The 20,937-nt window shown below is 70.5% G+C and carries 21 protein-coding genes; 11 read left to right on the forward strand and 10 right to left on the reverse strand.

The genetic code is table 11. The features are described from left to right. Nucleotides 1-68: 68 nt before the first annotated feature. The 9 genes from GVN67_RS02050 to GVN67_RS02090 are packed head-to-tail and all read left to right on the forward strand — an operon-like array spanning nucleotide 69 to nucleotide 9,746. Nucleotides 69-1,592 (forward strand): ABC transporter substrate-binding protein, encoded by a 1,524-nt coding sequence (locus tag GVN67_RS02050; RefSeq protein WP_159992603.1) that lies wholly within the window; start codon nucleotides 69-71, stop codon nucleotides 1,590-1,592. A 4-nt stretch (nucleotides 1,593-1,596) separates the two neighbouring features. Beyond that, the gene (locus tag GVN67_RS02055; protein WP_159992604.1) at nucleotides 1,597-2,550 is read left to right on the forward strand and encodes an ABC transporter permease; all 954 of its coding nucleotides are present in this window, start codon (nucleotides 1,597-1,599) and stop codon (nucleotides 2,548-2,550) included. Next, entirely contained in the window at nucleotides 2,550-4,397 is a 1,848-nt protein-coding gene (locus GVN67_RS02060) for a dipeptide/oligopeptide/nickel ABC transporter permease/ATP-binding protein (protein WP_159992605.1), read from the forward strand. The genes GVN67_RS02055 and GVN67_RS02060 overlap by 1 nt, the downstream gene beginning before the upstream one ends. Beyond that, nucleotides 4,394-5,380 (forward strand): ABC transporter ATP-binding protein, encoded by a 987-nt coding sequence (locus GVN67_RS02065; protein WP_159992606.1) that lies wholly within the window; start codon nucleotides 4,394-4,396, stop codon nucleotides 5,378-5,380. Before GVN67_RS02060 ends, GVN67_RS02065 begins: the two co-directional genes overlap by 4 nt. Nucleotides 5,381-5,400: 20 nt before the next feature. Next, nucleotides 5,401-6,096, forward strand: coding sequence for an SDR family NAD(P)-dependent oxidoreductase (locus GVN67_RS02070; protein WP_159992607.1), 696 nt, complete (start codon nucleotides 5,401-5,403; stop codon nucleotides 6,094-6,096). Beyond that, nucleotides 6,093-6,368 carry a (2Fe-2S)-binding protein gene (locus tag GVN67_RS02075; protein ID WP_159992608.1) on the forward strand — a complete coding sequence of 92 codons (276 nt, stop codon included), beginning with the start codon at nucleotides 6,093-6,095 and terminating at the stop codon, nucleotides 6,366-6,368. The genes GVN67_RS02070 and GVN67_RS02075 overlap by 4 nt, the downstream gene beginning before the upstream one ends. Next, complete coding sequence (locus GVN67_RS02080) at nucleotides 6,365-7,735, forward strand: NAD(P)/FAD-dependent oxidoreductase (RefSeq protein WP_159992609.1); 1,371 nt, start codon at nucleotides 6,365-6,367, stop codon at nucleotides 7,733-7,735. The genes GVN67_RS02075 and GVN67_RS02080 overlap by 4 nt, the downstream gene beginning before the upstream one ends. Nucleotides 7,736-7,743: 8 nt before the next feature. Then, nucleotides 7,744-8,880 (forward strand): FAD-binding oxidoreductase, encoded by a 1,137-nt coding sequence (locus GVN67_RS02085; protein ID WP_235034902.1) that lies wholly within the window; start codon nucleotides 7,744-7,746, stop codon nucleotides 8,878-8,880. A gap of 14 nt (nucleotides 8,881-8,894) precedes the next feature. Next, entirely contained in the window at nucleotides 8,895-9,746 is an 852-nt protein-coding gene (locus GVN67_RS02090; protein ID WP_159992611.1) for an N-formylglutamate amidohydrolase, read from the forward strand. A gap of 6 nt (nucleotides 9,747-9,752) precedes the next feature. On the opposite strand, the gene GVN67_RS02095 is transcribed toward GVN67_RS02090, so the two are convergent. Further along, the gene (locus tag GVN67_RS02095) at nucleotides 9,753-10,898 is read right to left on the reverse strand and encodes an ABC transporter substrate-binding protein (RefSeq protein ID WP_159992612.1); all 1,146 of its coding nucleotides are present in this window, start codon (nucleotides 10,896-10,898) and stop codon (nucleotides 9,753-9,755) included. A 178-nt stretch (nucleotides 10,899-11,076) separates the two neighbouring features. Between GVN67_RS02095 and GVN67_RS02100 the strand changes: the two genes are divergently transcribed. Next, the gene (locus tag GVN67_RS02100; RefSeq protein WP_159992613.1) at nucleotides 11,077-12,021 is read left to right on the forward strand and encodes a nitronate monooxygenase family protein; all 945 of its coding nucleotides are present in this window, start codon (nucleotides 11,077-11,079) and stop codon (nucleotides 12,019-12,021) included. Between the two features lie 265 nt (nucleotides 12,022-12,286). Here GVN67_RS02100 and upp read toward each other — a convergent pair whose 3' ends face one another. The 3 genes from upp to GVN67_RS02115 are packed head-to-tail and all read right to left on the reverse strand — an operon-like array spanning nucleotide 12,287 to nucleotide 15,491. Beyond that, on the reverse strand, nucleotides 12,287-12,928 hold the full coding sequence (upp, locus tag GVN67_RS02105) for a uracil phosphoribosyltransferase (RefSeq protein WP_159992614.1): 642 nt from the start codon (nucleotides 12,926-12,928) through the stop codon (nucleotides 12,287-12,289). A 20-nt stretch (nucleotides 12,929-12,948) separates the two neighbouring features. After that, entirely contained in the window at nucleotides 12,949-14,190 is a 1,242-nt protein-coding gene (locus tag GVN67_RS02110) for a URC4/urg3 family protein (RefSeq protein WP_235034903.1), read from the reverse strand. Then, nucleotides 14,187-15,491, reverse strand: a complete 1,305-nt coding sequence (locus GVN67_RS02115; RefSeq protein ID WP_159992615.1) for a GTP cyclohydrolase II — start codon at nucleotides 15,489-15,491, stop codon at nucleotides 14,187-14,189. Before GVN67_RS02115 ends, GVN67_RS02110 begins: the two co-directional genes overlap by 4 nt. Before the next feature lie 132 nt (nucleotides 15,492-15,623). Here GVN67_RS02115 and GVN67_RS02120 point away from each other — a divergent pair, with 132 nt between their 5' ends. Further along, the gene (locus tag GVN67_RS02120) at nucleotides 15,624-16,271 is read left to right on the forward strand and encodes a TetR family transcriptional regulator C-terminal domain-containing protein (protein WP_159992616.1); all 648 of its coding nucleotides are present in this window, start codon (nucleotides 15,624-15,626) and stop codon (nucleotides 16,269-16,271) included. Between the two features lie 44 nt (nucleotides 16,272-16,315). Here the strand turns inward: GVN67_RS02120 and GVN67_RS02125 are convergent, their stop codons facing one another. From GVN67_RS02125 to GVN67_RS02150, 6 genes are all read right to left on the reverse strand, one after another. Beyond that, complete coding sequence (locus GVN67_RS02125) at nucleotides 16,316-16,642, reverse strand: nitrile hydratase accessory protein (RefSeq protein WP_200845091.1); 327 nt, start codon at nucleotides 16,640-16,642, stop codon at nucleotides 16,316-16,318. Further along, nucleotides 16,629-17,285, reverse strand: coding sequence for a nitrile hydratase subunit beta (nthB, locus tag GVN67_RS02130; protein ID WP_159992618.1), 657 nt, complete (start codon nucleotides 17,283-17,285; stop codon nucleotides 16,629-16,631). The genes GVN67_RS02125 and nthB overlap by 14 nt, the downstream gene beginning before the upstream one ends. Then, nucleotides 17,282-17,932, reverse strand: coding sequence for a nitrile hydratase subunit alpha (nthA, locus tag GVN67_RS02135; RefSeq protein WP_159992619.1), 651 nt, complete (start codon nucleotides 17,930-17,932; stop codon nucleotides 17,282-17,284). Before nthA ends, nthB begins: the two co-directional genes overlap by 4 nt. A 114-nt stretch (nucleotides 17,933-18,046) precedes the next feature. Continuing rightward, nucleotides 18,047-18,343, reverse strand: a complete 297-nt coding sequence (locus tag GVN67_RS02140) for an HU family DNA-binding protein (RefSeq protein WP_159992620.1) — start codon at nucleotides 18,341-18,343, stop codon at nucleotides 18,047-18,049. Nucleotides 18,344-18,538: 195 nt separating this feature from the next. After that, a complete protein-coding gene (locus tag GVN67_RS02145) occupies nucleotides 18,539-20,056 on the reverse strand; it encodes an N-acetylneuraminate synthase family protein (RefSeq protein ID WP_159992621.1) in 1,518 nt (505 codons plus the stop codon). Further along, nucleotides 19,983-20,693, reverse strand: coding sequence for an inositol monophosphatase family protein (locus GVN67_RS02150; RefSeq protein WP_159992622.1), 711 nt, complete (start codon nucleotides 20,691-20,693; stop codon nucleotides 19,983-19,985). The genes GVN67_RS02145 and GVN67_RS02150 overlap by 74 nt, the downstream gene beginning before the upstream one ends. Nucleotides 20,694-20,937 lie beyond the last annotated feature (244 nt).

Raw genomic sequence — 20,937 nt, forward strand, 5'->3', positions numbered from 1 at the left:
GCAGCGGGCCACCAAGCAGGCTCGCGCGGTTGCAGGGCATCTTCAACGCTGGAGCAGGAGAGTTCGCGATGGCCACCCTCCCCACCACCCGCCGCGCCGTTATGGCTGGTGCGGCGCTGCTGCCCTTCCTGCGCATGCCGCAGGCCCGCGCGAAGACGCCGGGGGTGCTGACCTTCGGCCTCTCCAGCTACCCGCCCACCATCCAGCCCTGGGCCAACAGCGGCACCGCCGCCGCGACCATCAAGCTGATGATCTATCGCGGCCTCACCTCCTACGGCGCCGACGGCAAGCTGCAGCCCGAGCTGGCGGAATCCTGGACCCGCGAGACCGACACCAGCTGGGTCTTCAAGCTGCGCGACGCGAAGTTCCAGAACGGCGAGAAGGTCACCTCCGCCGATGTGAAGTGGACCTTCGAGCAGATCGCCGGCGAACGCTCCACCGCCTATTTCCGTGCCGAGGTGCAAGGCTTCGAGCGCGTCGAGACGCCCGATGACCTGACCGTGCGCATCGTCACCAAGCAGCCCGTGGTGACCCTGCCGGTCTGGATGGCCAGCTACCACCTGCCGATCATCTCGCGCAATTCGCCGCGCGGCCAGTTCGTCGGCGCCGGCCCCTTCGTGCTGAAGGGCCAGGAACGCGGCGTCTCCCTCGACCTCGAGCCTTTCGAGGGCTACTACAAGCCCGGCCTGCCCAAGCTGCGCGGCATCCGCGTCGTCGCCTATGCCGACGAGAACCTGCGCACCGCGGCGCTGCAATCCGGCGATGTCGACCTGATCGAATACGTCCCCTGGCAGGCGATGGACGCCATCACCGCCAACCCCGAGCTCTCGCTCGACGCGGTCGACGGCGCCTTCATGTTCCTCGTCTTCAACGGCAGCAAGCCACCCTTCAACGACGCCCGCGTCCGCAAGGCCGTCGCCCACGCCATCAACCGCGACGACCTGGTCAAGGCCGCCTTCTTTGGCCGCGGCTCCGGCCTCGCCCATCTGCCCATCCCGGAATCCAGCGCCTTCTACAACGCCGACTTCAAGAACGCCTGGAACTACGACCCGGCGCTGGCGAAGAAGCTGCTGGCCGAGGCCGGCCATGGTGGCGGCATCAACTGCTCGCTGCTCTCGACGGCGCAGTATGGCATGCACAAGGACACCGCCGAGGTCGTGCAGCAGCACCTCGCCGCCGTCGGCATCAATGTTACGCTGAACCTGCCGGACTGGGCCACCCGCGTCGCCGTCGGCAACCGCGGCCAGTACGACATGGCCGTCATGGGCACCGCCGCCGACAGCAACGATCCCGACGGCCTCGCCAGCTTCATCGACGGCGCGCTGTCGCCCTCCTATGTCCGCAGCTTCGGCCTGAAGACCGAGCGCATCACCCAGCTTCTCGCCGCAGGCCGCGCCGAGTTCGACGAGGCCAAGCGCCGCGCCATCTATCGCGAGATGGAGCAGGTCGCCATCACCGAGGCGCCGATGGTCGGCCTCACCTGGCGCAGCCAGGGCTATGCCATGCGCAAGGCGGTCACCGGCTTCCGCAACCTGCCCGGCGCGCTGACCTTCTATTCCGGCCTGACCTTCGAGACCGCCGCGGTCGGCTGAGGGCATGCTGGCCTTCGCCGCCCGCCGTCTCGCCGTCTCGCTCGCCCTGGTCTGGGTGGTGGCGACGCTGGTCTTCCTGGTGATCCACATGATCCCGGGAGACCCGGCAGAGCTGCTCCTGGCCCAGGGCGGCGTCGCGCCCGATCCAGGCCTGGTCGCCGATCTTCGCGAACGCCTCGGCCTCGACCGCCCGCTGCTGGAGCAATACGCATCCTACATGGGCGGATTGCTGCAGGGCGATTTCGGCCTCTCCTTGCAGGACGAGCACGCGGTCGCCGACGAGATCGCGCTGCGCCTGCCCCGAACCCTGGAGCTCGTCGTCACCGCCGGTTTTCTGTCCGTCCTGATCGGCCTGCCGGCGGGCGTGCTCGCCGCGCTGCGCGCCGGACAGCTGACCGACCGCATCCTCTCCAGCATCGCAGCCCTCGCGCTCTCCATCCCGGTCTTCGTCATCGGCACCCTCGCCGTGCTGCTGCTGGCGCAGAAACTCCGGCTCGTCTCGGCCGGCGGCTATGTCCCCTTCGCCACCGATCCGCTGCGCCACATCGGATTGCTGCTGATGCCGGCAGGCACCATCGCCTTCGGCCTCGCCGCGGTCGTGCTGCGCGTCACCCGTGGCGCCGTGCTGGAAGTGCTGGAGCGCGAGCATGTCCGCGCCGCCCGCGCCCGCGGCCTCGCCGCCGGCGCCATCATCCGCCGCCACGTGCTGCGCAACTCGCTGACGCCCGTCGTCACCGTGGTCGCGCTGCATCTCGGCGCGCTGCTCGGCGGCACCGTGCTGGTGGAATTCGTCTTCAACTGGCCCGGCCTCTCGGGCTATCTCGTCCGCTCGGTCGAGGCGCGCGACTATCCGGAAGTGATGGGCATCGTCCTCGTCGTCTCCGCGCTCTTCGTGCTGCTGAACTTCCTGGTCGATATGCTCTACGCCGTCATCGACCCCCGCGTGAGGCAGGGCTGATGCGCGGCCGCTCGCTCCGCCGCCTGGCCCTGCCCGGCACGTTGCTCGCGCTCATCCTGCTGCTGGCCCTCGTCGCGCCGCTGCTGCCGCTGACCGACCCGGTGCGCCAGAACATCGCCGGCCGCCTGGCCACGCCTTCCGCCGGCTATTGGCTGGGACAGGATGAATACGGCCGCGACGTGCTGTCGCGCATCCTCTGGGGCGCGCGCGTCTCGCTCACCGTGGCGCTCGCCGCCTCGGTCATCGCCGCCATCGCCGGCACGCTGCTCGGCATCCTCGGCGGCTATTTCCGCGGCGTCGTCGAGCTGGTCACGGTTCGCCTGGCCGAGGTCGTGCTCTGCTTCCCGCCGATGCTGCTGGCGCTGCTGGTCGTCACCCTGCTCGGCCCCGGCGCCGGCACGCTGGTCGTCTCGCTCGGCATCCTCTTCGCCCCTGCCTTCGCGCGGCTCGCCTATGCCGAGACGCTGTCGGCCCGCGCCCTCGACTATGTCACGGCGCAGGAGGCGCTGGGCGCGCGCCCCAGCCGCATCCTGCTGCGCACCCTGCTGCCCAACATCGCGCCGCCGCTGATCGTGCAATTCTCGCTGACCGTCGCCTCCGCCATGGTGCTGGAAAGCGGACTTTCGTTTCTCGGCCTCGGCGTGGTGCCGCCCTCGCCCTCCTGGGGGCTGATGATCCGCGGCGCGCGCGCCACCATGGAACAGGCGCCGCTGCTGCTGTTCTGGCCCTGCCTGGCGCTGGCCGGCACGGTGCTGGTGCTGAACCTGTTCTGCGACCGGCTGCGCGACGCGCTGGACCCGCGCTCCGGCGGCGGCGGCCCCGCCGGCTTCCTGCGCCGCGCCGCCGCCCTGCCCGGCCCCGCGGCGCGCCCGGACGTGGCGCCCGGCCTGCTGCGCATCCGCGGGTTGACGCTGGAAATCGACGGCCCGCGCGGCCCTGTCGCCGTGGTGCGCGATGTCGGCTTCACCCTCGCGCCCGGCGAGACCCTGGCGCTGGTCGGCGAAAGCGGCAGCGGCAAGACGCTGACCGGCCTCGCGGTGATGGGCCTGCTGCCCGGCGCCGTGCGCGTCGCGTCGGGCGAAATCCTCTACACCGGCCGCGACGGCGCGACCCGCGACCTGCTGCGGCTGCCGGAAGCCGCGCTGCGCGCCCTTCGCGGTCGCGACCTCTGCATGGTCTTCCAGGACCCCTCCAGCAGCCTGAACCCTTTGCTGCGCATCGGCAGCCAGGTGGCCGAGGCCCTGCCGCGCGGCCCCGGCCGCATGGCGCGCGTGATCGAGCTGTTCCGCCAGGTCGGCCTGCCCGACCCCGAGGGCCGTGCCCGCGCCTGGCCGCATGCGCTCTCCGGTGGCCAGCGCCAGCGCGTGATGATCGCCGCCGCCATCGCCAACCACCCGCGGCTGCTGCTGGCCGACGAGCCGACCACCGCCCTCGACGTCACCGTCCAGGCGCAGATTCTCGAGCTGCTGGCAGAGCTGAAGCGCAGCGAGCAGGGCATGGGCATGGTCTTCGTCACCCACAACCTGGCCGTCGTCGCGCAGATCGCCGACCGTGTCGCGGTGATGTATGCCGGCGAGGTGGTGGAGGAAGGCCCGGTCGCAGAGATCTTCGCCGCCCCCCGCCACCCCTATACCGCCGCGCTGATCGCGGCGACGCCGGAGGGCGAGGCCGAGCGCCTCTCTGCCATACCAGGGGCGGTGCCGCAGGCCTGGGCCATGCCCGCCGGCTGCCGCTTCGCCCCCCGTTGCAGCGAGGCCCGCCCCGCCTGCGCCCAGACCGCGCCGCCGCTGCAGCCCATCGCCCCCGGCCGCACCACGCGCTGCCTGCGCTGGAAGGAGCTGGCATGAACGCGCTCTCCCCCCAGCCACCGCTGCTGCGCGGCGAGAACCTCTCGCGCGCCTTCGGCAATGCCGGCTGGTTCGGCCGCGGCCGGCCGATCCTGGCGGTGCGTGGCGTCGACCTGCAGCTCGCCCGCGGCGAGGCGCTGGGCGTCGTCGGCGAATCCGGCTGCGGCAAGTCGACCCTGGGCCGGATGCTGCTGAATCTGCTTCCCCCCAGCAGCGGCAAGGTGATTTTCGAAGGCGAGGCGCTGGACACCCTGCCCGCCGTCCGCCTGCGCGCGCTGCGCCGCCGCATGCAGATGGTCTTCCAGGACCCCTATGGCAGCCTCGATCCGCGGCGCAGCGTCGGCGCGCAGATCGCCGACGGGCTGCTGATCCACCGCATGGCCGATGCCGCCGGCGCCGCCGCCCGCGTCACCGAACTGCTGCGCCAGGTCGGGCTGGAGCCCGCGCATGCCGCGCGGCTGCCGCATGAATTCTCCGGCGGCCAGCGCCAGCGCATCGCCATCGCCCGCGCGCTGGCGACGCGCCCCGACTTCATCGTCGCCGACGAGCCTGTTTCCGCGCTCGATGTGTCGATCCAGGCGCAGATCGTCAACCTGCTGGCCGACCTGCGCAGCGAGCTCGGCCTGGCGCTGCTGTTAATCAGCCACGACCTGCATGTGGTGCGGCATCTCTGCGACCGCGTCATGGTCATGTATCTCGGCCGCGTCGTCGAGCAGGGCAGCGCCGCCGCGATCTTCGCCGCGCCCGCGCATCCCTATACCCGCGCGCTGCTGGCGGCGACGCCGTCGATGCGCCACCCGGTGACCGCGGCGCCCTTGCCGGGCGAGGTGCCCAGCGTCGCCAACCCGCCTTCCGGCTGCCCTTTCCGAACGCGCTGTCCCGCGGCAGAATCCCGCTGCGCCGAGGCCATGCCTCCGCTCGAGGCGCATCCCCGCGACGCGTCGCGCCAGCTGGCCTGCTGGCGCGCCGCCGAGCTCGCCTGACCCAAGGATTTTTCGCGACCATGCTGAACCCCGAAGGCCGCGTCGTCATGCTCTCCGGCGCCAGCCGCGGCATCGGCCGCGCGGTGCTGGAGCGCCTGCTGGCCGCCGGCTGCAGCGTCAGCGCCGGCGTGCGCGACCTGGCCCGCCTGCCACAGCACCCCAACCTGACCCACGCCCGCTACGACGCCGAGAAGCCCGGCAGCGCCGAGGCCTGGGTCGAGGCCACGGTCCAGAAGCACGGCCGCATCGACGCGCTGGTCAATGCCGCCGGCATCAATCCGCGCGGCACGCTGTTCGATGCCGACGAGGCCGTCTTCGACACCAGCTGGACGGTCAATGCCAAGGGCCCGATGCGCGCCATCCGCGCCGCCTGGCCGCATCTGGTCGCCTCCGGCACCGGGCGCGTGGTCAATATCGCCTCCCTCTCCGGCAAGCGCGTCAAGAACGACAACCTTGCTTACGCCATGAGCAAGTTCGCCGTCATGGCGCTGACCCAGGAGGTGCGTCGCGCCGGCTGGGACAGCGGCATCCGCGCCACCGCGCTCTGCCCCGGCTTCGTCGACACCGACATGACCGCGCATGTCACCAAGACGCCGCGCAGCGCCATGTCGCGCCCCGACGATGTCGCCGCCCTGGTCGAGACCGTGCTGCACCTGTCCAACAACGCCACCGTCGCCGAGCTGCTGGTCAATTGCCGGCATGAGGAGCTGGTGTGAAGCTACACCGGCTGCGCGACGCTGCCCGTCCCGCCATCGCGCTGCAGCTCGATGGCCAGGGCATCGTCGCGCAGCAGGGCGACACGCTGCTGACCGCGCTGCTGGCTGGCGGCGCCGGGCATCTGCGCCGCAGCGATTTCGGCGACGAGTCGCGGGCCGGCTTCTGCCTGATGGGCGCCTGCCAGGATTGCTGGGTGACGGTCGAGGGCCTCGGCCGCGTCCGTGCCTGCGCCACCCCGGCCGGCCCCGGCATGGTGGTGCATCGCGGATGAAGGTGGCCGTCATCGGCGCCGGCCCCGCCGGCACCCGCGCCGTCGAAACCCTTTTGGCGCACGGCATCTCTCCGGTCTGGCTGGAGGAATCCGCCGATGGTGGCGGCCGCATCTACCAGCGCCCGCCGGCGCCGCTGGCCCGCGACCATCGCACCCTCTATGGCTTCGAGGCGAAGCGCGCCGCCGCCCTGCATTCAGCCTTCGACGCTGCCCGGTCCCGCGCCGATTGGCGGCCGCAGACCCTGGTCTGGCATATCCGCCCCAGCACCCGGCAGCTGCACACGGTCAGCCAGGGCCAGCAGGCCGTGGTCGACTACCATGCCGCCATCCTCTGCACCGGCGCCATGGACCGGGTCATCCCGATCCCCGGCTGGACCCACCCCGGCGTCACCAGCCTGGGCGCGGCGCAGATCGCGCTGAAATCCCAGGGCTGCGCCATCGGCCAGCGCCCGGTTTTCCTCGGCAGCGGGCCGCTGCTCTGGCTGGTGGCCTACCAATATGCCAAGGCGGGGGCGCCGCCGGCCGCGGTGCTGGACACCACCCCCTTCGCCACCAAGCTCGCCGCCACCCCCGGACTGCTGCGCGGCGGCGCCACCTTTGCCAAGGGGCTTTTCTACATCACCTGGCTGCGGGCGCATGGCATTCCGATTGCCGAGGGGGTTTCTCCGATCGCCATCGACGGCGCGGAGGACGGCGTCACCGCGCTGCGCTGGCGCGATGCCGCCGGCCGCGAGCACCGCACCGAATGCGACGCGCTGGGCCTCGGCTGGGGGCTGCGGCCGGAGGCGCAGCTGGCCGATCTCGCCGGCATTCCCTTTCGCTTCGATGCCGTGCAGCACAATTGGATTCCCGAACGCGACCTGGCCGGCCGCACGCCGGTCGCGCATCACTACCTCGCCGGCGATGGCGCCGGCATCGGCGGCGCCGAGATGGCGGAGCTCGCCGGGCGCCGCGCGGCGCTAGCCGTGCTGCAGAATGCCAGAACGCCCATCGACACCGCCGCCGCGGCGGCCCTCGACCGCAAGCTCGCGGCGGGCCAGAAGTTCCGCGTGGCGCTGGAACGCGCCTTCCCCTTCCCGGCCAAGCTCGCGGCATCGCTGCCGGACGACACCATCCTCTGCCGCTGCGAAGGCCTGCGCGCCGCCGATATCCGCGCCACCGCCATGGTGGACTACCATGCCGGCGTCGCGCCCGAGCTGAACCGCGCCAAGGCCTTCAGCCGCGCCGGGATGGGCCGCTGCCAGGGCCGGCTCTGCGGCGCCGCCACGGCCGAGGTGCTGGCGGCCGCCCTCGGCCAGCCCGTCGAGGCCATCGGCCGGCTGCGCGGCCAGCCGCCGGTCAAGCCGATCCCGATCGCCGCGGCATGAGCACTCCCGTGGAAACGGCCGAGGTGATCATCCTGGGCGGCGGCGGCGCTGGCTGCTCCACGGCGCTGCACCTGGCGCAGCGCGGGGTGCGGGCGGTGCTGCTGGAACGCGGGCTGGTCGGCGGCCAGGCCAGCGGGGTGAATTACGGCGGGGTGCGCCAGCAGGGCCGCAACCCGGCGGAGCTGCCCATCGCCCGCCGCTCGCGCGAGATCTGGGGGCGCCTGCCCGAGATCATTGGCACCGACGCGGAATTCTCCGAAACCGGCCATCTGAAGCTGGCGCGCAACGAGGCCGAGGAAGCCGATCTGATCGCCTATCTCGACACGGCGCGGCAGCATGGCCTGCCGCTGCGCATGGTCGGGCGCAACGCCATCCATCGCGACTATCCCTGGCTGGGGCCCTCGGTGCTGGCCGGGTCCTTCGCGCCCGAGGATGGCTCGGCCAATCCTCGCTTGCTGGTCCCCGCCATCGCCAAGGCGGCGCGGGCCGCCGGTGCCGTCATCCACGAGCAGACACGCGTCACGGGATACTACCATGGCGCTGGGCGTTTCGAGCTGACCGCGGAGGATGGCCGCCGCTTCGCCGCCCCCGTGCTGGTGAATACCGGTGGCTATTGGGGCGGCGCGGTGGCCGCTGCCTTTGGCGAGGCCGTGCCGATCCAGCCGCTCAACCCCAACATGGCGGTCACCGAGCCGATCCGCTATTTCATCGAGCCCAATCTCGGGGTGGTCGGCGGCAATGTCTATCTGCGGCAAATTCCGCGCGGCAATGTCATCCTTGGCGGTGGGCATGGCGAGAGCGAGGCCGATCCGGCCAATGGCCGCCCCTGGTCGCGGCCGCTGGCGGAGGTGACGCTGGAGACCTTGCGGCATGCCGTCCGCCTGGTGCCCGCGCTCGCCGGCGTGCAGCTGATCCGCAGTTGGAGCGGCATCGATGGCCAGATGCCCGACCGCATTCCGGTGATCGGGCCCAGCCGCACCACCCCCGGCCTGTTCCACGCCTTCGGCTTTTCCGGCCATGGCTTCCAGCTCGGCCCGGCGATCGGCGCGATCCTCGCCGAGCTGGTCACCGAAGGCCGCAGCACGACGCCGATCGACGCCTTCCGCATCGACCGTTTCCCGGTCGCCGCCGCCACCGCTTCCTGATGGAGCTACCGCCTATGCTGACCACGCTTCGCCCCGGCGTCTTCGTCCGCCGCGACCCCGAGGGCGCTGCCGCCCCCGTCATCTTCGACATCCCGCGCAGCGGCGCCGAATATCCGCGCGACTTCCGCAGCATCGCCTGCCTGACCGACCTGCAGCGCTCGATCTCGATGTATGTCGAGGAATGCTATGCCGACGTGCCCAAGGCGGGCGCGACCTGGCTCTATGCGAGCTTCCCCAATGCCTATATCGACCCCAACCGCCACGCGCTGGACATCGACCCGGCGGCGCTGGACGGCGAATGGCCGGAGGCGCTGAAGCCCTCGCCCAAGACCAGCGCCGGCATCGGGCTGATCCCCATGGTCTGCGCCGGCACCAAGCCGCTGTATGACGGCAAGCTCAGCCTCGCCGATGTGCGCAACCGGTTGGACAACTACTACCTGCCATACCACGGCGAGCTGGCGCGGCTACTGCAGGCGGCGCGGGAGAAGCACGGCGTCGCCTATCACCTGTCCTGCCATTCGATGCCGGCCATCGCCGCCACCGGGCCGGATGCCGGGCAGCAGCGGTCGGATTTCGACCTTGGCGACCGCAACGGCACCACCTGCGCGCCCGAGCTCGTCGAGGTGGTGGAGAAGACGCTGGCCGGCTTCGGCTACAAGGTCACCCGCAACACGCATTTCATCGGCGCCGAATGCGTCCGCCAGCATGGCAATCCGGCGGGCGGCATCCACAGCCTGCAGATCGAGATGAATCGCGGCCTCTACATGGACGAGACGGCGCGCACCCGCGGGCCGAAGCTCGGCCAGGTGCGCGACCACCTCACCGCCGTGGCCCAGGCTGTCGCCGACTTCGCGGCCCAGGGCTGAAGGAAATCAGCTGGGCCCGTCCTGCTTCGGGTCCAGGCTGATCCAGTAGGTTCCCTCGAAGGGCACCGCCGCGAAGCGCTGGTTGATTTCCTGCAGCGTCGCGGCGGGGTCTAGCTCGGGGAAGAGCGCGGGCCAGGTCCAGCGCGCCATGGCCTCGGCGGCCAGGATGCCGATGGCGGTGCCGGCGAAGTAATTCCACAGCCCATGCACGCGGCCGGATTTCACCGCCTCCAGCGCCGCCATCTCGCGCGTCGCGGCGACGGCGGCCAGGCTTTGCCGGGCGCGGTCGGGGCTGACGCCGCTGCCCAGCAGCAGGCCGAGCTCGTCGCTCGGGCGGTGCATGCCGGTGCCGACGACGATCCGCGGCTGCAGCGACATCAGCACCTCGAGGCCGATGGCGCCGCCCTGGGCCTCGCCCAGCACCTGCGCCGTCGGATTGGCCAGCTGCAGCAGCGCCAGCACATCGCCGCCGCCGCCCTGCCCCGCCACCCAGCAGCAGGGCCAGCGGCCGGGGAAGGCGGTCAGCAGCGTCGGCGGGCCGTTGCGGCCACCCGGCGCGGGGGGCGCCGGCAGGCGGTCGCGGATGCGCGCCAGATGGGTTTCATGCAAGGCGATGAATGCCTCGGCCTGGGTCTCGCGCTCCAGCACCTGGCCGAGCAGGCGCAGGCTGGGCGCGGTGTTGCGCAACGGCTGGCGGAACAGGTCGATGAAGATCGTCGGGATGCCGGCCGAGGCCAGGCGCTCGACCGCCTGCATGGTCTCGGCCGAGCCCTCCTGCCAGGCGCCCAGAATCACCAGATCCGGTGTCAGCGACAGCGTCCGTTCCAAGGGCAGCGCCTGGCCGACGGTGGTGGTGACCTCGGGCAGGCGGTCCAGCGCCGGGAAGGCGCGGCGCCATGCGGCGTCGATCACCGGGTCCAGCCGGCGCAGGTCGCCGCCGGTGCCGACCAGCAGCGAGACCGGGTCGGGATGCAGCAGGCCCAGCGTCAGCAGGTACATGCCCTCGCCCAGCAGGATGCGGCGCGGCGGGCGCGGCAGCGTCACCTGGCGGCCCAGCAGGTCGGTCACGCGCCGCGGCCAGGTCTCGGCCCGGGCGGCGGTGGCCGCGAGCAGCAGCGGGGCAGCCAGCAGCGATCGGCGGTTGAACGGCATGGTCGGGTGGGATCCTGGCGATGAGCGGTCAGAAACCGGGCAGCGGCGCGACCAAGCGGAGGGGTGGAACTGGCAGACTAGTCGGTCAGTGGCGGTTTCTCCAGGGCAGCGGCCTCGCTTGGCAAGGGGGGCCCGGCGGTGGCAGGCTGACCGCCCACAGCGAAAGGCTGCCCGTGCCATGCCCTTGCCCGCCGCGCTGCAGAACCGCCTGGTCATCCCCGCCGTGGCCGCGCCGATGTTCCTGGTCTCCGGCCCCGACCTGGTGGTGGAGACCTGCACGTCGGGCGTGCTGGGCACCTTCCCGACGCTGAACCAGCGTTCGACGGAAGGCTATGTCGAGTGGCTGGACGAGATTTCGTCGCGGCTGGCGGCGGCGCCGGGGGCGGCGCCCTTCGGCGTCAACCTGATCGTCCATCGCAGCAACAAGCGGCTGGAGGCTGATCTCGCCGCCACCGTGGCGCATCGGGTGCCGCTGGTCATCACCTCGCTGGGCGCGGTGAAGGCGGTGGTGGAGGCGGTGCATGGCTATGGCGGGCTGGTGTTCCACGACGTCATCAACTTGCGCCATGCCGCGAAGGCGGCGGAGGCCGGGGTGGATGGGCTGATCGCGGTTTGCAACGGCGCCGGCGGGCATGCGGGGCTGCTGAACCCCTTCGCCTTCCTCACCGAGCTGCGCAGCATCTTTTCCGGCACGCTGCTGCTGGCGGGATCGATCGGCAATGGGCGGCAGATCGCCGCGGCGCAGCTGATGGGGGCGGACCTGGCCTATCTGGGCACGCGCTTCGTCGCCACCGCCGAGAGCATGGCGCCGCCGGAATACAAGCAGATGGTGCTGGACTCCGTCGCCAAGGACATCGTCTACACGGCGGCGATCAGCGGGGTGAAGGCGAATTTCCTGCGCGCCTCGATCGCGGCGGCCGGGCTGGATCCGGACAAGCTGGACGAGACGATGCGCATGAATATCTCGGACCATGAGAAGCGGGCCTGGAAGAACATCTGGTCCGCGGGGCATGGGGTGGGCAGCATCGAGGATGTGCCCAGCGCTGCGGCCTTGTGCGCCCGCCTGATCGCCGAATATCGCGCCGTGGCGCCGCGTTCGTTGCTGGCCGACGCAGCAGAGTAGAAGAGCAGGCCAGGGGGAATGAATTCCCCCTGGACCCCCATCTTCTTTCTGCGGTGACTGCCGTGTCCACGTGAAGACGGTCGGTGAAACGGCCAAGCCTGAGCGCGACCTGTGAGCTGGCGCTGATTTTATGAGAACGGCGTCCCACCGTGATGCCCTGACGACGGTGCCAGCTTGGCGCCGGTTTTCGAACGGCCGGTCATCAGAAAAAAGAAGGGGGTTTGGGGGAATTCATTCCCCCAACCTACCCCTGAATTCTTCCCCTTCACTTCGTCCCGTACAGCCGATCCCCCGCATCCCCCAGCCCCGGCCGGATATAGGCGTGGTCGTCGAGCTCCCGGTCGATGCTGCAGGTGAAGACGGGCACGTCCGGGTGGGCCTCGGTCAGCACGTCGAGGCCAACGGGTGCCGCGAGCAGGCAGGCGAAGCGCAGCTGGTCGGCGCCGGCCTGCTTCAGGCGGGAGAGGGCCGCGGCGGCGGAGTGGCCGGTGGCCAGCATGGGGTCGACGACGATGACCAGGCGGTCGGCGATGTCGTCGGGCAGCTTCAGGTAGTATTCCACCGGCACCAGGGTCGCCGGGTCGCGGTAGAGGCCGATATGGCCGACGCGGGCGGAGGGGACGAGGTCGAGCATGCCCTCCATGATGCCGTCGCCGGCGCGCAGGATGGAGACGATGCAAAGCTTCTTGCCGGCCAGGATCGGCGCCTGCATGGGCTCCAGCGGGGTCTCGATGGCGGTGGTCGCCAGCGGCAGGTCGCGGGTCAGCTCATAGGCCATCAGCAGGCTGATCTCGCGCGCCAGGCGGCGGAACTCGCCGGTCGAGGTCTGCTTCTGCCGCATCAGCGTCAGCTTGTGCTGCACCAGCGGGTGCTGGATGACGGTGACGGCGCGCGGGGCGTCGGGCATGGGCGTTCAAGCTTTCAGGGTCAGAAGACGGTGCCGTCGCTGGCGACGGTCAGGGGTGGGGCGCCGTCGGGGCGCAGTTCGCGGGCGATGCGGCGGCCGGCGGCCCAACTGCCGCCTTCCAGCACGCGGGCCAGCGGCAGGGCGGCGGCGTCGAGGCCGAGGCGGTCGCGCACAGCCTGCGCCAGGCGGTCGAGCAGCGCCACGGTCAGGGCGCGCCATTCGACGATGGCCGGGTGGTCGACGGGCAGGCTTTGCCGCGACAGCGACGGGTCGCGCAAGGCCAGGACGCCCAGATCGAGGAAGAGGCCGCCATTGCGGTATTCGGGCAGGCCGGTGAGGGCGTCCAGCGCCAGGACGGGGATGCCGGCATCCTCCAGCACCTCGGCCAGGGAATAGCTCATCCATTGCGACAGCTTGTGGAAGGGGACCAGGCCCTCGCCCGGGCCGCCGGGGGCGGCGAGCGGGTGGTGCCAGACGTCGCCGAGATTCTCGCCGTGCAGGGTCAGGCGGCGCGGCCAGACCGGGGCCAGGGCCTCGAGCAGCAGGGCCAGGATGTTCTCGGCCGGCAAGCCGCGCGGGCGGGCGTCGGCGGCGAGGATGTCGAAGAGGCCGCCGGGGCGAGGGGTCTCGGCGCCGAAGAATTCGGGGGCGGCACGCAGCGCCGCGCCGAGGTTGCGCATCAGCGCCGCGCGGCCTTCGAGGCCGGCGAGCGGGTTGCTGCGCTCGGCATGCTGGAAGGCGTGGCCGAGGCGGGCGGCGTCGAGGGATTCCAGCGCCTCGGCATCGACACGCAGCGGGTCGTCGGGGTCGGCGGAGAAGAGGCCATTGGAAAAGGCTTCCAGGCTGGCGACGCCGAGGCCTTCGGAACGCGCCAGCACCTCGCCGCGCGTGTCGCAATAGCGCCAGCGCGGGCCGGCGCCGGCATCGAGCAGGACCGCGACGATTGCGAGGTCAAAGCGGCGGCGGGCGATGTCGGCCGGCTGCTCGCCGGCGAGGGTCGCGGCGATGCGGCCCCAGCGGTCGATGCCGCCGGCGGCGAAGTGGCGCCAGCGCGCGTGGTAGGGGATGCGCAGGTCCGGGTAGTTCTGTCGGATGGTGTCGACGACATAGTCGGCCGTCGCATCCATGCATTCCAGGTGCAGGGAGAAATGCGGCAGGGCGCCCTGCTCGGCGAGCGCCAGCAGCGCGTGGCAGCGGCTGCGGATGCAGGCGGGCTGGCGCAGCAGGGCGACGGTCGGGTGGCTGCGCGTCGTCAGGCTCACAGGGCGCGGCCCTTCACAATGGCGAGCTCGGCCGCGTCGGGGACATGTTCGGAGAAATAGCCGGCGGCCTTCTTGGCATCCATCTCGACCTGGGCGTCGGGCGGGATCAGGCCTTCGGGGATGGCGACGCGGTCGAGCACGGTGATGCCGCTCTGCACGATGGGGGCGAATTTCATGTTGCTCATGGAGACCAGGCGGTCGATGCGGGTGATGCCGAGCCAGTGCAGCACGTCAGGCATCAGCTCCTGGAAGCGCATGTCCTGGACGCCGGCGACGCATTCGGTGCGGGCGAAATAGGCCTCGGCGCGGTCGCCGCCTTCCTGGCGTTTCCGCGCGTTGTAGACGAGGAACTTGGTCACCTCGCCGAGCGCGCGGCCTTCCTTGCGGTTGTAGACGATGACGCCGACGCCGCCTTCCTGGGCCATGCCGATGCAGGCCTCGATGCCATGCGCGAGGTAGGGCCGGCAGGTGCAGATGTCGGAGCCGAAGACGTCGGAGCCGTTGCATTCGTCATGGATGCGGCAGGCGATGCGGGTTTCTTCCCGTCCCAGCTTCGCGGTGTCGCCGAAGAGATAGACGGTCATGCCGCCGATCGGGGGCAGGAAGACCTGCAGGTCGGGGCGCGTCACCAGCTCGGGGAACATGCCGCCGGTCTGCTCGAAGAGATGGCGGCGCAGCTCGGTCTCGGTGATGCCGAAGCGGGCGGCGACGCCGGGGATGAACCAGACGGGCTCGATGGCGATCTTGGTGACGCGGGCATCGCCGTTGGGCAGCAGCACCTCGCCATCGGGCTGCAACCGGCCGTCGCGCATTGCCGCGGTCAGCTCGGGCATGTTGATCTGGGCGCGGGTCACCGCGATGCTCGGCCGGATATCGAGGCCAGCGCCGGCGAAGAGCTCCGGCGCCAGGTGGCCGAAGGGGTCGATCGAGACGATCTTTTCCGGATCGCCCCAGGCGGGGAAAGGGCCGATCGGGCTGGCCGGGCGGGTGTTGTGGAAATCGGGGCGGTGGTCGGCCTTGAGCTGGCCGGCGGCGACGGCCAGGGCGCGGTACAGCGCATAGGCGCCGGAATGGGTGCCGATGGCGTTGCGAACCGTCGGGTCCTGCAGGGTGGCCACCACCGGGCCACGCGCCAGCGGGTCGGCCGCGCCCCAGCGCAGCACCGGCGCGTCGCCGGTGGCATGGCGCGGGTGCGACGTCAAAATGATCGGCCGCGGGATCGGGCCGTTGCCGCGCAGCCGGTTGAGGGGCAGCGCATCGGCAGCGGGGGCGGGCACGCCAGGCGGGGTCAGGCCAGTCATGGTTGCGGAACAACCTCCGGCAGCGCGCCAGGACAGGATGACCCGGCAGCGGGCTTGGTGCGGCAGCGGAAGAAGGCTAGGGTTATGCTGACCGCGTGGTCAAGCTTTCCCGCAAAGCCTGGAGACGCCCCGATGCAGCAGCCCGCCCCCGGTCGCCGCGCGCAGCAACGGCAGCAGCGGCTGGCGCAGATCCTGGGCGCGGCCGAGCAGATCTTCGCGACGTCGGGGTTCGAGGGGGCCAGCATGGCGGCGATCGCCGCCGAGGCGGGGCTGCCGAAGGCCAATCTGCACTACTACTTCGGCACCAAGGAAGCGCTGTATGCGGCGCTGCTGGAGGATCTGCTGCGGCTGTGGCTGTCGGCCACCGATGCGATCCGCCCCGACAGCGAGCCGGCCGCGGCGCTGGAGGGGTATATCCGCGCCAAGATGGCCTGGTCGCGCAGCCGGCCGCATGCGTCGAAGCTTTTTGCGAATGAGGTTTTGCGCGGGGCGCCGCTGCTGGCGGCGCATCTGTCGGGGGGGTTGCGGGCGCTGGTGGAGGAGAAGGCGGCGGTGCTGCGCGGCTGGATGGCGGAGGGGCGGATGGCGGTGGTGGAGCCACGGCACCTGTTCTTCGCGATCTGGGCGATGACGCAGACCTATGCCGATTTCGACACGCAGATCCGGCTGGTGCTGGATGTTCCTGCGCTGGGCGACCGCGAGTTCGATGACGGCGTGGCGACAGTGCTGCGCCTGGTGTTGGGCGGTTGTTTCGCCGATAGCGCGCGGCAGCACGGATAGAAAAAAGATGGGGGTCTGGGGGAATTCCTTCCCCCAGCCTTTTTCTAGAGGTGGATCGGCTGCCCGTGCGGCGTCCTGGCGGCGGCTTGTTCCCAGGCCTGGCGCCTGTGTTCCAGCACGTCGGTGGTGACGATTTTCTTGTCCGTGACGATGCGCTCGAGCGCCGCCAGCCAGTGCTCGTAATAGGGTTTTTCGCTGCCGGCGATCTCCGCGCCCAGGCATTGCGCCCATTCGCCCCAGGCGAAGCAGCCGGCCTCGTGGAGCGCCAGGGTCATGGCGAAGGCCTGGGCTTCCCAGGGGGCGGCGAAGACCGGGCCGTCGGCATCCTGCGGCAGGCCGGGCAGGTCGCGGGGGTTGTCACAGGCTGACAAGGTAGGATTCCCAGGCGTCGATGGAGACCTCGAGGGTGGGATCGGCGCCTTCGCCCCAGAGCTCCTCGCCGGTGAAGCGCAGGGTGTAGAGCCATTGCGGCGCCTCGCCGGCGCCATGGGCGTTGGTGTCGGGGAAGATGAAGACGCCGCGCACCGCCTCGATGACGCCTTCGCGGCCGCGGGCGTAGCGCGGCAGGCGGGTGTGGTGGGTCGGGTTGAAGCGGCGGGTGCGGACGCGGTCGCCGGGGGCGAAGCGGGCCGGGGCCGAGGCCGGGCGGTCATAGGGCGAGCCGCGGGAGAGGGCGGCGTCGACCTGGGCCACCGCGAGCGGCTTGACCGCGGCGCCGGGGGCATGGGCGCGGCCGTCGCGGATTTCCTCGGGCGTGACGAGGTCGGCCTGGAGCAGCAGCTTCTCCAGCCCCTTCACCCAGATCTCGTAATAGGTGGAGGTCAGGTATTCGCCGGGCGGCAGGGTCTCGCGCGCATGGCGGGAGATGTCGATGTTCCAGCGGCCGAGCGCGCCTGCGGCCAGCGTCACGGCCAGGGCCCGCTTCTCCCAGTCGCCGTGGAAGATTTCCGATTCAGGCTCCGGGATGACGCGGCCGAAGCCCATCATGCCGCCGAGATCCTGGGCGCCGTTCATGCCTCGGCGTCCTGCGGCGCGCGGGCCAGCGCGGTGCCGATCATGGAATCGCGGCTGACAAGGGCCGCCAGGCGGTCGGCGTCCCAGCCCTCGGTGCCCTCGGGCCGGGCGGGGATGACCAGGTAGCGGGTCTCGGCGGTGGAATCCCAGACGCGGATGCGGGTGTCGGCCGGCAGGGTCACGCCGAAATCGGCCAGCACCCCGCGCGGGTCGATGACGGCGCGGGAGCGGTAGGCGGGCGCCTTGTACCAGGTCGGCGGCAGGCCCAGCACAGGCCAGGGATAGCAGGAGCAGAGGGTGCAGACGACCAGGTTGTGGGTCGTGGCCGTGTTCTCGACGGCGACCATGTGCTCGCCCTGGCGGCCGGTGAAGCCCATGGAATGGATGGCGGCGGAGGCGTCGCGGCGCAGCCATTCGGCGAAATCGGGCTCGGTCCAGGCGCGGGCGACGACGGCGGCGCCGTTGCGCGGGCCGATTTTCGTCTCGTAGGTCTCGATCAGGCGGTCGAGCGTCGCGGGCTCGGCATATCCCTTCTCCACCAGCAGCGATTCCAGCGCGCGGACGCGCAGCTCGATGGGCGAGAGCTCGCTGGCATGATCATGATCATGATCATGGTGGTGGTCGTGATGGTCGTGGTCGTCGTGCATGGCGTCACCCCCGCTCGAAGCGGCGAAGGTTCCGCCTTGAACGCGCGCCGGTCAAGCGGCGGACGGCGAAAGGGAGGGGCACGGCGCCCGGGCGGGGCGCCGTGCCGCCGGGCGTCAGACGCCCAGCTTCTCCTTCAGGTCCTTGGCCGGCTTGAACTTCACCGACTTGGAGGCGGCGATCTCGACGATCGCGCCGGTGGCCGGGTTGCGGCCCTGGCGGGCGGCGCGCTGGCTGACGGCGAAGCTGCCGAAGCCGGCGAGACGGACTTCGCGGCCGTCACCGAGCGCATCGCCGAGCGTGGCCAGCACGGCCTTCAGCAGGGCGTCAGCCTGGGTCTTGGGCAGGCTGGTGGCCGCGGCAGCGGCATCGACCAGGTCCTGGCGGCTGAGCGGGCGGGTTTCTTCGGTCAAAAGGCGAACTCCACGAAAACAGGAATACGGGGCAGCAGAGACACATTCCGCCAGGGCCGGTCAAGCGCGCCGGCCCTGCGGCGGCGGCTCTGATAGCTCCAAGGGGCGCAAATGGCTACATTGTCATGCGAAAACGCGGCGGGCGCGGCGCGGCAAGGTGGCGCCGGGGGGCAGACGCCCCCGGCGCGATCCGTTCTACTTCCGGAAATACTTGTGGTGCTCGCTGGCATTGACCCGCTTCTCCTCGGTGCCGAGGATCAGCTCGGTCTCGCGGATGGCGTCGACATAGTCCTTGAACTTGGACGTCGTCAGATCGACCGCGACGGCGTCGAAATGCGCCCATTCGGTGTTGCCGAGCTTGACGTGCTTCTCGACCATGCGCGCGCCGGCGGCGACCGCCAGCGACGAGGCCTTGGCGCCGAAGTCATGGCTGGAATAGGCCGGCACGATGCGCGGGTTGCTGCGGGCCAGCACGTCGTAATGCCGCACCACCGCGACATTGCAGTCGTTGAGCGGCGTCGGATAGGCCGAGTTCGCCTGCATGAGGTAGAGCTTCTCGCAGCGCGTGAAGTTCTCCAGCACCCATTTCTCGTAGACCGTGTCGGTCATGCCGGTGGAGAGCACGATGCTCTTGTCGTAGTTGCTGGCGACGAAGCCGAGATAGTCGGTGTGCTCGGAAATCGTCGAGGGCAGCTTCACCAGCTCGGGGCTGAACTGCAGCATGAACTCGAAGGAAGGCTGGTCGAGCACGGAGGCGAACCAGCGGATGCCGAGCGACCGGCACAGCTGGTCGACATAGCCGAAATCATCGGCCGAGAGCTCCAGCGCGTGGCGGTAATCGCCGAAGGTCTTGCCGAAGGGCGAGCGATAGGCGGAGGCCAGCTGCTCGGCGCTGTAGAAGCTGACCACGTCGCGCTTCTGCAGCTTGACATAGTCGGCGCCGGCGGCGGCGGCGGCGCGGATCATCCGCTCCAGCCGGCTGCGGTCGCCGAAATGGTTGGTGGTGATCTCGGCGATGACGGCGACCAGGTTGTCGCGCGGCGCGTCCGAGGTCTCGCCCAGCACCTCGCGGTTCAGCGCATCGGCGGTCAGCGCGCTGAAGGCGCGGTCGCCGACATGCTTGACGGTCAGCGGGCTGTTCTGCAGGAAGTACAGCGTGTTGAGGAAGTAGAATTCCTGAAGCGAGATGCGCGCCTGCCGCTCGTCGGCGACATGCGGGGCGAAGTCGGTCGAGATCTGGTGGCTGTAGCCACGGTCGGCGTTGAAGTCGAAGCCGACCATGTAGACGGTCTGCGGCCGGCCGCGCTGCTCGGCGATCAGCCGGGCGAGCTTCAGCGCCGAGAGGAACAGGATGTCCTCGATGCCGAAATCGTCGGTCAGGAAGCGCTGCATCACCAGGTCGGAAGATTCCTGGGTCAGCAGGTGGTGCGGGGCGCGCAGCACCTGGCGCCCGGGCGCCTCGAAATCGGTCGAGGTGATGTAGAGCTGCGAGCGGTAGCCCGCCTCGGCGATGCCCTTCTTCACCCAGTCGGCATGGAAGATGCTGATATCGACGGGAACGATGCGTTCCGCATCGTTCAGCCCGATCACCAGGGAGGAGGAGAGAACCTCCGGCCGCACCAGGTCGGCCGAAGGTCCCTTACCCAGGATGAAGATCGTGTCGGTGGAGTATGTCGACGCGATACTTGCGACCGGGCTCAAGAAGGGTTCCATCGAAAATCTCTCCATCGACCTTCACGTCGCAACCATGCTCGAGGGCCAGCATCAGCCCCGGCAGCAGATCCCAGGCATAGGCGCCCTTGGGATTGCTGAAGCGGCGATAGGCGCCGCGCACCACATTGTAGAGGTTGTAGACCGCGCAGCCCATGATGCGCGATTCGACCTCGTCCCGCATCTGCTCGAGGATCTGCTCGGAGAAGGAGGAGGAGAAGCCGGTGATGCGCGAGCGCACCCGCTGGATCGGCTCGCCGGTCATCATCCGCTCGCCGAGCTCGGGCAGCAGCAGCATCGAGCCGAGATGCTGGCCGGCGCGCCACAGGCCGAAGGAGACGCCCCATTCCTTCAGGCCGGAGCAGAAATTCTCCGTCCCGTCGATCGGGTCGAGCAGCGCCATGTAGGTGCCGGTGCCCAGCGTCGCCGGGTCGAAGCTTTCCTCGCCGACGAAGGTCAGGTCGTCGATCCGCTCTTTCACGTAAGCGTGAATGAGCTGCTCCAGCAGGATATCGGCCTGGGTCACCGGGCTGCCGTCCGGCTTCAGGGTGATGTCGTAGCGCCGCGCCTGAATCCGGGGCATCTCGGCCGCGACGAGCGCGGCGATCCCGTTCAGCAGATCGCGTGTCTGGGGCTCCATGCAGGCTCCAAGCGTCATAATGATGCGGCCGGGGAACGGGGCAGGACCGCCCGTTTACCCGACCTCTGCGTTCGGCGTGATTGTGCGGGGCGCGAGGGCACCGCACAAGGGGGCAGCCTGGCCGGGCGCCCTGGCCTTGCTGGGCAAGCCCCGCCCTATGCGCTAATCCCCCGGCCGACAGCCCCTGCCGGGGCGCCGCCTGACGCGAATTTTTCACGAACCACCCCCCGGGAGGGCCACCCCC

It is taken from the genome of Roseomonas sp. 18066 (genome assembly GCF_902706185.1).
GTDB lineage: Bacteria > Pseudomonadota > Alphaproteobacteria > Acetobacterales > Acetobacteraceae > Pseudoroseomonas.